Below are 13,178 nucleotides of genomic sequence, written 5' to 3' on the forward strand. Positions count from 1 at the left end.
AGGATGACGATCAGGTTTGCGATTTGCCCATGTGCCGCCGCGCTCGCCCTCGCGGCGACGTCGGCGCTTGCCAATCCTGCATGCCTGGCCAACGGAACATCATTCCAGATCGGCCAGGTCGCCTGCCTGACGCTTTCCGGTCGGAGCCATCTCGCCCGCTGCGACATGGTGCTCAACAACACGTCATGGACAAGGATCCGGAACGATTGTCCTAAAACCAAGCTGGCGCCGCCGGCCACGCCGATTTCAACGCCGGAGTCCGGTCCCGTTCCGACGAAACCGACCGAGAATTGATCTCGACTTTCTCGAGATCCCCACTCTTCCTGACTATTGACCCAGTCTTCCCAGCTGTTGGCTTCGTGCTGGCTTCGCGACTACCGGTCGCCGCCACCCTTGGTGAGGATGTCGTCGGCCAGCGAAATCGCGGTGCGGCGGTCGGCCTCGCCCGCGGCGGCAAACGCCTCTTCCTGCATGCCGCGTATCCATGGCTGGTCGGAAGGCGCGGCCCGTTCAAGCGCCGCGGTCATCATCGCCAGCCCCCGAACGATCTTGCCGCTCTGGAAGAGCAGGTGGCCGAGCGTCGCCTGCGCGCCGGCATGGCCCTTTTCCGCAGCGAGTTGGAACCAGCGGCCGGCCTGCTTGATGCTCGCCTTGACGCCGCCCTTGCCATTCAGGAAGATCTGGCCCATCTCGAACTGGGCATTCGGGTTGCGGTAGTTGGCGGCGGCGCGCATGTAGTACTCCTGGGCCGCCACCTCGTTCTCTTTGATCGGGCTGCCGGGGATGCCCTTCCTCAGATAGTCGCCGAGCGCCACGAGCGCGTCCGAGACATAGCTCTCTTCCGGCGAACCGGGCTCGACGTCCTGGTCGACGATCTCGCTGAAGAACTTGAACGCCGCGTAGTCGTCGCGCTCGACGCCGTCACCCTCGGCATACATGCGCGCAAGCTTCCAGGTGGCGCCGATCTGGCCGTTTTCGGCCGCGTATTTATAAGCCTCAGCAGCCTGCTCCTTGCGGCCGTTCTTGTAGGCGGAGAAGCCGAACTGGAACACCGCCCACGGGCTCGACTGCGGCTTCACGCCGGTCTTGTCGTCGAACACCTTGTCATCGAAGGCCATGGCCTGGCCTGCGGCGCCCAAGGTCGCGCCAAAAGTGGCGATCGCGACCAGTGCCGAAAAGACAGACAGCCTCAGCAACTCAGATATCCGCATAACAATGTGTTTCTCTCGCACCACCGGGATGGGTGACCGCCCCGTCGCGGGCAGGCCCTACCGTTTGTGCATATTTCCAGATCGCGCCCGACTGATAGTCGGTCGCGCGCGCCTTCCATGCCTGTGCCCTGGTCGCCAGTTCGGCGTCGGACAGCGCCACGTCGATAGTGCCGTTCACCGCGTCGATCGAGATCAAGTCGCCATCCCTGAGCAGCCCGATCGGGCCACCCACAGCGGCTTCCGGCCCGACGTGGCCGATGCAAAAACCGCGTGTCGCGCCCGAAAAACGCCCGTCGGTGATGAGAGCCACCTTGCCGCCCATGCCCTGGCCATAGAGAGCCGCCGTCGTCGACAGCATTTCGCGCATGCCCGGACCGCCGCGCGGTCCCTCGTAGCGGATCACGAGGACCTCGCCTTCGCTGTAGCTGCGATCCGTAACCGCCTGGAAACATTCCTCTTCCGAATCGAAGCAGCGTGCCGGACCAGAGAATTTAAGCTCCGACATGCCCGCGACCTTCACGATCGCGCCTTCGGGGGCAAGGTTTCCCTTCAAGCCCACGACGCCACCCGTTCGGGTGATTGGTCGGTTGGCGGGACGGACCACATCCTGGCTATCATTCCAGGCAACGTGCTCCATATTTTCGGCTAAAGTACGGCCGGTCACGGTCAGGCAGTCGCCATGCAGATAGCCGTGGTCGAGCAACGTCTTCATCAAGAGCGGAATGCCGCCGGCCTCGAACATGTCCTTGGCGACATATTTGCCGCCCGGCTTCAGATCGGCGATATAAGGCGTGTTCTCGAAGATCCTGGCGACGTCGAACAGGTCGAACTTTATCCCCGCCTCATGCGCGATCGCCGGCAAATGCAGCGCCGCGTTGGTCGAGCCGCCGGTTGCCGAGACCACGGTCGCCGCATTCTCCAGCGCCTTCGGAGTGACGATGTCGCGCGGGCGGATATTCCTTGCGATCAGTTCCATGATCTTTTCGCCGGACGCGAAATTGAAGCGGTCGCGCATCTCATAGGGCGCCGGCGCCCCGCAGGAATAGGGCAGCGCCAGCCCGATCGCCTCGGCGACGGTGGCCATGGTGTTGGCGGTAAACTGGGCGCCGCAGGAGCCGGCCGACGGACAAGCCGCTTGCTCGATTTCGAGGAGTTCGGCGTCGCCGATCGTGCCGACCGAGTGCTGGCCGACGGCCTCGAACACATCCTGCACGGTGATCTGCCGGCCCTTGTAGGAACCGGGCAGGATCGAGCCGCCGTAGATGAAGATCGACGGCACGTTGAGCCGCACCATGGCCATCATCATGCCGGGCAGCGACTTGTCGCAACCGGCAAGGCCGACCAGCGCATCGTAGCAATGGCCGCGCATGGTGAGTTCGACCGAATCGGCGATGACCTCGCGCGACACCAGCGACGATTTCATGCCCTGGTGGCCCATGGCGATGCCGTCCGTGACGGTGATGGTGCAGAATTCGCGCGGCGTGCCGTTAGCCGCTGCGACGCCCTTCTTGACCACCTGCGCCTGGCGCATCAGCGAGATGTTGCAGGGTGCCGCCTCGTTCCAGCAGCTCGCGACGCCGACCAGCGGCTGCGCGATCTCGGCCGCCGACAACCCCATCGCATAAAGATAGGAGCGGTGCGGCGCACGCGCCGGACCGACGGTCACATAGCGGCTGGGCAGCTTGGCCTTGGAGATGACTCTGGCGTTCATTCTCTTCCCTTGCCCCGGGGCGATGAGACCTGCGGCGCGACCTGCCCCATAGCCGAGCCTTTTGGCATGCCTGGGACGCATTCGAGGTGCGCCGGGTTTATGGCGGGAAGTAGGCAATGTCGGCGAGCGCCGTTGTGGCGCGAGGGTTGTTCAGAAACTGTTGCCAAAACATCACGATCGCGTGAGGCAGAGGGAAGCGGCGTAATTGCAACGCCGCTTGGTCGCCGGGAGGCCTCTCAAGCAAAAAGGCCGGGCATCTCCCGGCCTTTTTGCTATTGAAAACAGATGTTTAGAACTTGACCTTAACCGAAGCTGAGCCGGCAAGGAGCAGATCGTCGTCATATGTGTAGGTGACGTTGTTTGCGGCGTCGCCAACCCCGGTGAAGGTCGACGTTCCGCTGGTGAGGACACCGATCGAGCCACCAAGTCTGACCTCGATCTTGTCGTTCGGCGAATAGGAGATGCCGCTGGCGACGGCCCAGGTGTCCGATTGATAGCCGGAGGTCGTCGAGGTTCCACGATCCCAGGTCAGCGAAACCGCGGCCGACAGTTGGTCGGTGAATTTGTGCGCTATGCCGCCCGTGACCGTCCAGCCGTCGCGATAGAGCAGGTCGAAGGAAACTGGCGAGGGAGCACCGGTTACAGGGCTGCGAACACCTTGGATCGGAATGACGCCAAGCTTGCTCCATTCCTGCCAGCGGATAGAACCAAACGCCAGCCAGCCGGGCGCTATGCCGCTCTGCAGCTTGAGTTCCACGGCCTGGGGTATCTCGGCCGAGGCGGACACAGGGAACACTCCGGTGGCGCCTGGAACCAGATCCGCTGGAAAGGTGCCCCTGAAACCGGTGGTGTCGACGGTTCCCGACAGTTCGTCATATTTATAGCTCGAAGAGTAGACCAGGCTTGCGCGCAAGGCGATTTCGGGAATTTCATAGGCGGCGCCAGCACGCCAGCCCCACGCCTCGTCGGAAAGCTGGAACTTGCCGAGGCCGGTATTGCCGAAGGCCAGCAAGGTCTGGCGCGACAGGAATGCATCGACCTCCTGGTAGGAGACCCCGCCGATGAAGCGCAGGGCGCCCTTGCCGACATTCACCTTGTAGGAGCAGGTAAGCCCGAAATCATTTGTTCTGACGTAGTATTCGACCGCTGAAGGCGAATAGGCGTTGTTCGTTCCGAAGTCCGCCTCAGCACCATACGGTTCCGTATAGCTCGCAAGGCAATCCACTGGCTCAAAGATGTTGGCCTTGATGCCGATGCGCGGCACCGCATAGTCCCCACCAACGTCCACAGACGAAGACGACAGTCCCGAGCCATCCAGGCGCCGCACATTCTTCAGTGTGCGCTGTGGCGAAACATAGGTGACGCCGGCGTCGATCGAATATGGCGTGGCATCGAACAACTGGTCGATGTTGACACCGCCCCGGTCGAAGCCGCCGGCGTTGACAACGCCCGACATCAACAGCGAAAAGCACCCCGCCCCCAGCAGCGCTTTCAGACGCAAATTGTTCATGAATGTCCTCCCCTAGTACGAATGGACTAAGCTAGACCCAATTCAGGTTAACGGCGCAACAACGAATTCTCGATGCGTACATGTACGCCTCGCCGACCGTATTTCAGACAAGGTGACAGCTTCACCGCAGAGCCGGAAAACGACCATTTGGCTGCAAATCGAGCAAAAAAACTCGGAAAAACAAACCTGAAACTGCGCAAAAACCGCCCGTTTTGCGGCAACCGAGCCCATTGTTACATTATGGCAACAATGGGGGCCAAAACATTCCGTTTACGTCAAGATTTACGCTGCGGAATGCCTATTTTTCGTGCAGGAAGCCGCCCGAAAAGCGCGTTCGCAGAACTCGCGAATCCGGAGCATCAGGCCCAAAAAGCGGAAGCCGGTTTGGCAAATCCGCTTCCTCAGCCGTTTAAACTCTCAAATACCAGAGATGATGGGTCAACCGGCTTCGCGCACGCGTGTCAGCGCCACCGAAAGCTTCTCTTGCGCCTCGCGATATTCGGCGAGTTTTTCGCGCTCGGCTTCGACGACATCTTCCGGTGCGTTGGCGACGAATTTGTCGTTGGACAGCTTCTTGTGCAGGCGGGCGATCTCTTCAGTCACCTTGACCAGTTCCTTCTGCAGCCGCGCCGCCTCGGCGGCAAGGTCGATCAGGCTGCCGAGCGGCAGGCAGATGGTGGCCTCGTTGAGCACGATCTGGGCGGAGCCCTTGGGCGCCGTATCGACAAGCGAGATGTCGCCGACCCGCGCCAGTCGCTTGATGGCCGAGGTCTGACGCTCAAGCCTTTCGCGGGTTGCGGTATTGGCCCCGATCACCATCAGCGGCGCGATCGCCGCCGGCGGCACGTTCATTTCCGAACGCACGGAACGGATGCCTGAGACCAGGTCGATCAGCCAGTTGATGTCGGCGGCCGCTGCCTCGTCCTCGAAGTCGGGCGACGGCCACGCGGCATGGCAAAGCAGCGACGGCCGTTCCTTGCCCTCACCCGATGTCTCAGCCCACAGCTCTTCGGTCATGAACGGCATCATCGGATGCAGCAGCTTGTAGATCTCGTCGAGCACGAAGGCGACGCAAGCCCGGCTCTCGGCCTTGGCAGCCTCGTCCGCGCCCATGAAGACCGGCTTCAACAGTTCCAGGTACCAGTCGCAGAACAGGTTCCAGACGAAGCGGTAGGCAGCAGTCGCAGCCTCGTTGAACCGGTATGAAGTGATTCCATCAGTGATTTCACGCGCCGCGCGCGTCAGTTCGGTCAGGATCCAGCGGTTGACCGCCAGCTTGGCGTCGTTCAGCCAGAAATCGTCGTTTCTCGCGACGTCGTTCATCTCGGCAAAACGCGTCGCGTTCCACAGCTTGGTGCCAAAATTACGGTAGCCGGCGATACGAGCCGGATCGAGCTTCACGTCACGCCCTTGCGCGGCCATCACCGTCAGCGTGAAGCGCAGTGCGTCGGCGCCATATTCGTCGATGAGATCGAGCGGGTCGATGACGTTGCCTTTCGACTTCGACATCTTCTGCCCGTTCTTGTCGCGCACCAGCGCATGGACATAGACGGTGTGGAACGGCTCCTCCCCCATGAAATGCAGGCCCATCATCATCATGCGAGCGACCCAGAAGAAGATGATGTCGAAGCCGGTTACCAGCACGTCGGTCTGGTAGTGGGTCTTCAGCTCCGGCGTCTGGTCCGGCCAGCCGAGCGTCGAGAACGGCCACAGCGCCGACGAAAACCATGTGTCGAGCACATCCTCGTCGCGGATCAGGATTTCGCCCGGCTTGAAATTCTCGAGTTTGTCCTCGACCCAGGCCTTCCACGGCCCTTCCAGCGCCAGATAATATTCGATTGCGGCGGCGAGCGCCTCCTCCTCGGTCTTCTCGACGAAGATGCGGCCGTCCGGCCCGTACCAGGCCGGGATCTGGTGTCCCCACCAGAGCTGGCGCGAAATGCACCAGGGCTGGATGTTCTCCATCCAGTCGAAGTAAGTCTTCTCCCAGTTTTTCGGCACGAACCTGGTGCGGCCCTCGCGCACCGAGGCGATCGCCGGCTTGGCGAGTTCCGCCGCGTTCGCATACCATTGTTCGGTCAGGAACGGTTCGATCGGCACGCCGCCGCGATCGCCATGCGGCACGGCATGGCGATGCGGCTCGACCTTTTCGAGGAAGCCGCCCGCCTCCATCAGCTCGACGATCTTCTTGCGCGCGACGAAACGATCGAGGCCGTTGAGTTTATCCCAGACGGCCTGACGCTCTGGCGTTACCTCCAGCCCGGCGAGAAACTCGTCATTGTCGGTGAGGGCGACCGCCGCCTCGACGGTGAGGATATTGATGGCCGGCAGCTTGTGGCGCCTGCCGACCTCGAAGTCGTTGAAGTCGTGCGCCGGCGTGATCTTGACCGCGCCGCTACCTTTCTCCGGATCGGAATATTGGTCCGCCACCACCGGGATCTTGCGGCCGACGATCGGCAGGACGAGGTTCTTGCCGACCAGATGCCGAAAACGCTCGTCGTCGGGATGCACCGCCACCGCCGTATCGCCCAGCATCGTCTCGGGCCGCGTCGTCGCCACGGTGATGAAGGTTTTTGGATTTTCCGGATCGAAAACTTCGCCCTCGACGGGGTAGCGGAAATGCCAGAGATTGCCGTTGACCTCCTGCTGTTCGACCTCGAGGTCGGAAATTGCAGTCAACAGCTTCGGGTCCCAGTTCACAAGGCGCTTGTCCTTGTAGATCAGGCCCTCCTTGTAGAGGGTGACAAACACTTCGAGCACCGCCCTGGACAGACCCTCGTCCATGGTGAAACGCTCTCGGCTCCAGTCGGCCGAGGCCCCCAGCCGCTTCAGCTGGTTGAAGATCGCGCCGCCGGATTCGGCCTTCCACTCCCAGACCTTTTCGATGAACTCATCGCGCGTCAGGTCGCGGCGGTGGATCTGCTTCTCCATAAGCTGGCGCTCGACCACCATCTGGGTGGCGATGCCGGCGTGGTCCATGCCGGGCTGCCACAGCACGTTCTTGCCGCGCATGCGCTCGAAGCGCACCAGAATGTCCTGCAGCGTGTTGTTGAGCGCATGGCCCATATGCAGCGAGCCGGTGACGTTCGGCGGCGGGATGACGATGGTGAAGGCTTCCGCGCCCTCCTCGGCGCGTGCGCCGGCACGAAACGCGTCGGCCTCCTCCCAGACTTTGGCGATCTTCGGCTCGACGATTTTTGCGTCGTAGGTTTTTTCGAGCATGGAAAGGCGTCCGGGCTGTCGGGTTTTTGCTGGTCCGGTGTAAATCGGAAGGTTTTGGCCAAGTCAACCGCAAGCGAGCGGCAGACGGCCATGGCAGCAAATAGCGCCGGGCAGCAAATAGCGCCTGGGCAGATCGGGGCAACTTGCAGAAGTGAGTGTCGCAGGGCAATCGCTTTGAGGTTTGCGCTGCCCCTCATTGCCCTGCCGGGCATTTCTCCCCGTATAGTGACAGGGAGAAAGACGCCTTCGCAAAAGATTTCGCCAACCTTGAGCGTTGCAGGAAGGGTGCCCAGGCTGCGGCCAGCTCCTTCTCCCCGCCCCTAAACCGGGAGAAGATGCCGGCAGGCAGATGAGGGGCGGCGCCGACTTCGATAATTGGCCAGTCGAGCGCTTGGAAGCAGTTATTGCGCGCCGCGCGCTACACGTTCGATCTCTTCGCGCACCAGCCGCTCGACCAGCGTCGGCAGATTGTTGTCCAGCCAGTCCTGCAGCATGGGCCTCAGCATCTCCTCGGCCATCTCATCGAAGGTTTTCTTGCTGCGGCTGGCGAACGCATCGGAAAGCTCGCCGAAGGCGGCGGCAACTTGCCGGCCGGTATGTTCGGAAAGTATCGCCGGACGAGCGGACGGTGGCTCGCTCGTCGCCGGGCGCGCCAACCCGCTTCGCGACGGGGCCGGCTCGAAAGCAGATTCGGCCGCGTCCTCGATAATTTCGGCCTTCGGTTCGGAATCCGGCGTCTGTCGCAGCTCAGCCCTGTCTGGGGCCCTGTCCGGCTTGGCCACGGTCTTCGCTTCGCTAATTGCGGCGATATCACGCCGCCACCCGGCAACGATACTGTCGGTCGTCTCCGCAACCCTTGCCGTCGCAGGCGCATCCGGCCCCGGCTTGGCGACCGGGGCCGCTTCGGCCGCGACCCTGTCACCAGCAAGCGTCACGGGCGATTTGACCGGAGCCGAATCGGAACGCACCGGCGGCTCCCCGCGCGCGATGACAGGCTCGACGGCCGACGGTTGCGCCTGCACCTCGGTCAGCGTGGCCGGCCTCCTGGCGTCGAATCCCGGACGCAACTCGGCGCGAAACGCACTCACCTCAGGCGGCGCCCTGCCTGCCGCTGGTGGCGCCACGCCTACCTCCGGCGGCGCCACGCCTGCCGCCGGTGCCGGCATAGCTACCGCCGGTGCCGGCACGGCTACCGACGTCAGATCCTGCAGCAGGTCGTCCGTTTCGTCCGGCTGCTTGCGGCCGGTGTCGTTGTCCTCGATGATCCTCCTTATGGAAGCCAGTATCTCCTCCATGGAAGGTTCGCGCTGTACGCTGCTTGCCGTCGCCATCGTCACATCCGCCGCCCTTGTGACTCGTTGCAGATTTCCTGTCCGGCCAAAGCCGGATTCGAATCATGGCGACAGCGTAACCCACGGATCGACTTACGAGAATCCCCAATCTGAGGGCATGTTGGATTTCAACAGATTAGAGCCCGCGCGTCCTTTTTTGGACGCGCGGGCTAAATAGCTTGAAACTGGACGGAAGTTGAAACTGGTGAGGTGATCAGCGGCCGTCTGGCGTGCGCAGGCCGAACCACTTGTCCTTGACCGCATTGTAATGTTCTTCGGGCTTGTATTTCACCACCTGAAGGGCGAGACGCTCGACCGAAAGACGACCGACAGCAGACAGGATGGCATAGCTCGCCACCACCAAATCGCGTTCGGCGCTGGCCTGGTTGATCTTGGCGGTGATGAGCGTGGCCTGGGCGTTGAGAACGTCGAGCGTGGTGCGCTGGCCGACATTGCGCTCCTCGATGACGCCGCTCAGGGCAAGCTGCGCGGCGGCGATCACCTGCCTGTTGGCCACCACGGTTTGCTGGGCGGCGATATATTGCGTCCACGCCGAGGTCACGGCCTGCCGCACGGTGTCGCGGCTGACATCGACCTCGATCCGGGCCTGGCTGAGCGATTCCTTGTTCTGACGCACTATCGCCGACGTCCGCCCGCCCGAATAGATCGGTATGGTCAAGGTGGCACCGATGTTGGCCGTATTGGTTGTGCCATCCTGATCGCTGAGAGGATCGGATCTGCGATAGGCACTGGAAACGCCGGCGGAAGCCGAAAGCTGCGGCAGCAGCGCGCCTTCGGCTGATTTCACCGAAAACGCCGCCGCGTCGACCAGATGCTGGGTAGCGAGGATGGCCGGGTGCTCAACGGATGCGATCGCGATCGCCGCATCGAGATTCGACGGCAACAATTTCGCCAGCGGCGAAGCGGCCCTGAGCCTGCCGGGGTCGTCGCCGACGATCTGGCGATAGGTCGCAGCGCTCGCCAGCGCCTGCGCGCGGGCGGCGGCCAGTTCCGCCACGGCGGAAGAGCGCTCGGCATCGGCCTGTGCGACGTCGGTGCGGGTGCCTTCGCCGACCTCGAAGCGCGAACGCGCTGCGCGCGCCTGCTCGGTCAGGAACTGCAGGTTCTGCTCCGTCAGCACCGCCACTTGGCGGTCGCGAATCACGTCCATGTAGGCGCTTGCCGCATTGAACAGGATGTTCTCTTCGGTGTTGCGCAGGCTCTCGAACGAGGCGCGGACCTGCGCTTCGGCGGCGGCGACGTTGTTCCTGGTCTGAAAGCCGTCGAACAGGGTCTGGTCGATCTGGACGCCAAAGTTGCCGGTGGTTATCGCGATTTTTCCGTTCTGCCCGGGCACGTTGGGCTCATTTCTACGGGCATCGAAATGGCCCCTGGAGTAGTCGATGTTCGCGGAACCGGTGATGGTCGGGCGCCAGCCGGACTTGGCGATGGCAACGCCCTCATCGGTGACGCGGACGCCGGCGCGGGCCGAATTGAGCTGGGAATTGTTCTGATAGGCTTTTGAAAGTGCACCGAGAATGGTTTCCGCCGAGGCGCCTAGCGGAGAAAGCGCGGTCGCCGAAAGGAAGGCGACAAAAAGACTCTTTCGTAAAGACGGCACGTTATTCCCTCATTCGTTTTGCATGGGAACCACACCGCGCCGGCTTCTCCCATTCGAGCAGCCGGCGCCGTGTGTTTCAGGTTCCCTGCTGTCTGCCCCCAAAAGAACACCCCGGTTGTGCGGATCAGCAACAATTGTTCAAGCGCAAGCGAACATGACAACGGCTTTGCTGCAAGCCAAAATCACTCAGAACTCGAACGCACGAATACGATCGAATCCCGGTAGTGGCTTAATTGCCGCATTAAAGGCGCCTCTTCCGGTTACGACCCCCCCTTTTTTCAGGAACAATCGGGCCACACCCGAATTCCCCTGCCCTTCGACGGCGACGAGCCGACCGCCTTCGGCAAGCTGGTCGAGCAACGGTTCCGGCACTTTCTCCACGCTGCCGCCGATGAAAATGACGTCGTAGGGCGCTCCCGCGGCATGCCCTTCCGGCAGCGGTCCCTTGACCACGCTGACATTGTCGCAGCCCAGCGCCGAAAGCGTCGACATCGCAGTCTCGGCCAATGCCGCATCGCTTTCGAGCGCAACGACGGACTTTGCCAGCCGCGACAGGATCGCCGCCGCATAGCCGGTGCCGCAGCCGACATCGAGCGCCGAATCCCCAGGGCCGATCTCGGCCAGTTGCATCAGCTTGGCCAGCGGCGAAGGCTCCATGAGATAGCGCGGGCCGTCCGCGGTATTGGCAATGCGGATGTCCTCGTCGATATAGGCCAGATCGCGCTGATCGGGGGCGACAAAGGCCTCGCGCGGCACGACAAGCATCGCCTCGAGCAGCGGCGCGCTGGTTACGTCGGTGGTGCGGACCTGGCCGTCGACCATTTTTACTCGACGTTCGGCAAAATCAGCGCTCATGTTCCAACCAATCCGCCCAAGACCAACCTGTTCAAGATCAATCCGCCCAAGATCGATCCGCTTGCCGCGCCAAGACCGCGGCTCATGTCGACTGGAACTCAAGCCCCCGGGCGCTGGTGCGCGGGAGCTTGGGCATTTGGAGGCCTCGCCCGGAATCGAACCGGGGTGCAAGGATTTGCAGTCCTCTGCGTAACCACTCCGCCACGAGGCCTCATTGCTCCCGGCGTTCCACCCGGTTCCAATAGGTTGCGGCGAAAATGCCGTCAAGCGGCCATGGTGCATTCCCGACGGTTTCCCCTCGGCCACGATGCCACGCGTCGAGCCAACGACACGCATGCTCCGAGAACCGGAGCGCAGCGGACATCAGAGCGCTGCGCTTCCAATTGGACGCGCGGCGCCGTAGGTAAGCGCAGAACCGCCATCATCTGGCCGTCGGAGCAGAATTTCCAAACAAGGCTCTCAGCCAGTCCGGGCATTTAGCCAGGTCGCCGGAAAGACGCCTTCGCAGGGCTTGCCGGCTTGCGAAGTCGGTACAGCCGTCAGTTCGGCCGCCGCCGCCGCTCCCACCACACGACGAGGCGGCGCCGGTGGCGACGCACCACGGCAAACTCGTAGGAGAGCACAAGCAATCCGATCGGCACCATCCAGAAGCCCAGGATCGGCAGAAAGCCGAGAATGCCGCCGAAGATCAGCACGACGCCGATTGCAATCCTGAGGCCGCGCGAGCGCGGCATGGTGAACTCACGGCCGAAGACCGATATTTTTCGTGCCGGTGGGTGGTTGTGGCTTGCTGCGCTCATGTCTGGTCAGTGGTCCGTTCGGGCAAACTAAAAGCACTAGCTGACGAAAGCCGCAACCGCCTTTTCGGTTCCGCGCACCCCGCCAGACGGCTCATATGAGGACGCACGCACATGATTGCCAGAAACCGTGGCGCGAAAAAGCGCCGAAAAATACGAAATGCTTCTTTGCAAAGCCGAAACGGGTTTGCTATAGGCTGCGCCACTCACATGAGAGCCTCTGTTCCCCGGTAGCTCAGTGGTAGAGCAACCGGCTGTTAACCGGTTGGTCGCTGGTTCGAATCCGGCCCGGGGAGCCAACATTTTCAAGCACTTAGCTGATTTTCGTAGCTTGCATCGAGTTGGCGAGACCCGTTCAGGGCTACGTTGGGGGCTACATCTGCACGAATCATGGCTGGCGACATATGAGCTCTCTTCCACCAGCAAACCCGTCCGCCTTCGGACTTCACATGACGTCCAAACAGTTGGCCGGCCTGCTAGTGTGGCTCGATGAACAGCGGGAAATCGTTGAGAGGGCGTGGATATTCGGGTCGCGATTCTCAGGGCAGCGGCGTGAAAAAGATACGTCCCACGGGCCCGATGTTGACCTTGCGGTTGAACTTCAGATCTCCCCAGACGGCAAACGTGATCTTTGGCTGCACGAATTGCGACATCGCTTGCGTGAGTTCCTCGACAAGAACGGTGCTGCCCTAGAACTCAGTGCAAACGAGGGGGAAGCCAACTTTGTCCATTTAGAGTTCTGCATTGAGGGATGGAAGGTCACTGACTATGTGGCCGAGGGCGCGACCCTGATTTACCCCTCGATGGAATGGAAAAGCCTGCCACGGTGAGGCGGCGGGCATTCCGATCAAACTTCGCGGAATAATGATGGACCTGAGACGTTGTCGATAGAGAACACCCTACCAAAAGGAGGTTATCGA

General features: G+C 62.0%; 10 protein-coding genes and 2 tRNA genes. 3 read left to right on the forward strand and 9 right to left on the reverse strand.

The window, feature by feature from the left end:
- The first annotated feature begins 3 nt into the window (after nt 1-3).
- Nucleotides 4-294, forward strand: coding sequence for a hypothetical protein (locus AC0L28_RS09685; RefSeq protein ID WP_023802581.1), 291 nt, complete (start codon nt 4-6; stop codon nt 292-294).
- Between the two features lie 80 nt (nt 295-374).
- Here AC0L28_RS09685 and AC0L28_RS09690 read toward each other — a convergent pair whose 3' ends face one another.
- The 9 genes from AC0L28_RS09690 to AC0L28_RS09730 all read right to left on the reverse strand — a co-directional run bounded on the left by AC0L28_RS09690 (nt 375) and on the right by AC0L28_RS09730 (nt 12,261).
- Nucleotides 375-1,211, reverse strand: a complete 837-nt coding sequence (locus AC0L28_RS09690) for a tetratricopeptide repeat protein (protein ID WP_023802582.1) — start codon at nt 1,209-1,211, stop codon at nt 375-377.
- Complete coding sequence (gene ilvD / locus AC0L28_RS09695; protein WP_473477019.1) at nt 1,198-2,922, reverse strand: dihydroxy-acid dehydratase; 1,725 nt, start codon at nt 2,920-2,922, stop codon at nt 1,198-1,200. The genes AC0L28_RS09690 and ilvD overlap by 14 nt, the downstream gene beginning before the upstream one ends.
- A 289-nt stretch (nt 2,923-3,211) precedes the next feature.
- Nucleotides 3,212-4,432, reverse strand: a complete 1,221-nt coding sequence (locus AC0L28_RS09700) for an OmpP1/FadL family transporter (protein ID WP_473477021.1) — start codon at nt 4,430-4,432, stop codon at nt 3,212-3,214.
- Nucleotides 4,433-4,870: 438 nt separating this feature from the next.
- Nucleotides 4,871-7,654, reverse strand: coding sequence for a valine--tRNA ligase (locus AC0L28_RS09705; RefSeq protein WP_473477023.1), 2,784 nt, complete (start codon nt 7,652-7,654; stop codon nt 4,871-4,873).
- A 401-nt stretch (nt 7,655-8,055) separates the two neighbouring features.
- Nucleotides 8,056-8,985 (reverse strand): PopZ family protein, encoded by a 930-nt coding sequence (locus tag AC0L28_RS09710; protein ID WP_023802586.1) that lies wholly within the window; start codon nt 8,983-8,985, stop codon nt 8,056-8,058.
- Nucleotides 8,986-9,199: 214 nt separating this feature from the next.
- A complete protein-coding gene (locus AC0L28_RS09715) occupies nt 9,200-10,606 on the reverse strand; it encodes a TolC family outer membrane protein (protein WP_023802587.1) in 1,407 nt (468 codons plus the stop codon).
- Between the two features lie 186 nt (nt 10,607-10,792).
- Entirely contained in the window at nt 10,793-11,461 is a 669-nt protein-coding gene (locus tag AC0L28_RS09720) for a protein-L-isoaspartate O-methyltransferase family protein (protein ID WP_023802588.1), read from the reverse strand.
- 137 nt (nt 11,462-11,598) lie between these two features.
- Nucleotides 11,599-11,672 (reverse strand) — tRNA-Cys (locus AC0L28_RS09725).
- 328 nt (nt 11,673-12,000) lie between these two features.
- Nucleotides 12,001-12,261, reverse strand: coding sequence for a hypothetical protein (locus AC0L28_RS09730; protein WP_023802589.1), 261 nt, complete (start codon nt 12,259-12,261; stop codon nt 12,001-12,003).
- A 221-nt stretch (nt 12,262-12,482) separates the two neighbouring features.
- Here AC0L28_RS09730 and AC0L28_RS09735 point away from each other — a divergent pair.
- Together AC0L28_RS09735 and AC0L28_RS09740 are read left to right on the forward strand one after the other, a co-directional pair.
- Nucleotides 12,483-12,557 (forward strand) — tRNA-Asn (locus tag AC0L28_RS09735).
- A gap of 150 nt (nt 12,558-12,707) precedes the next feature.
- Complete coding sequence (locus AC0L28_RS09740; RefSeq protein WP_128176470.1) at nt 12,708-13,088, forward strand: hypothetical protein; 381 nt, start codon at nt 12,708-12,710, stop codon at nt 13,086-13,088.
- Nucleotides 13,089-13,178 lie beyond the last annotated feature (90 nt).

It is taken from the genome of Mesorhizobium sp. WSM4847 (genome assembly GCF_055811335.1).

Coding starts and splice junctions, on each gene's coding strand:
- AC0L28_RS09705 (WP_473477023.1), bottom strand. CDS start 7,654: ATGCTCGAAAAAACCTACGACGCAAAAATCGTCGAGCCGAAGATCGCC.
- AC0L28_RS09710 (WP_023802586.1), bottom strand. CDS start 8,985: ATGGCGACGGCAAGCAGCGTACAGCGCGAACCTTCCATGGAGGAGATA.
- AC0L28_RS09700 (WP_473477021.1), bottom strand. CDS start 4,432: ATGAACAATTTGCGTCTGAAAGCGCTGCTGGGGGCGGGGTGCTTTTCG.
- ilvD (WP_473477019.1), bottom strand. CDS start 2,922: ATGAACGCCAGAGTCATCTCCAAGGCCAAGCTGCCCAGCCGCTATGTG.
- AC0L28_RS09685 (WP_023802581.1), top strand. CDS start 4: ATGACGATCAGGTTTGCGATTTGCCCATGTGCCGCCGCGCTCGCCCTC.
- AC0L28_RS09720 (WP_023802588.1), bottom strand. CDS start 11,461: ATGAGCGCTGATTTTGCCGAACGTCGAGTAAAAATGGTCGACGGCCAG.
- AC0L28_RS09690 (WP_023802582.1), bottom strand. CDS start 1,211: ATGCGGATATCTGAGTTGCTGAGGCTGTCTGTCTTTTCGGCACTGGTC.
- AC0L28_RS09740 (WP_128176470.1), top strand. CDS start 12,708: ATGACGTCCAAACAGTTGGCCGGCCTGCTAGTGTGGCTCGATGAACAG.
- AC0L28_RS09730 (WP_023802589.1), bottom strand. CDS start 12,261: ATGAGCGCAGCAAGCCACAACCACCCACCGGCACGAAAAATATCGGTC.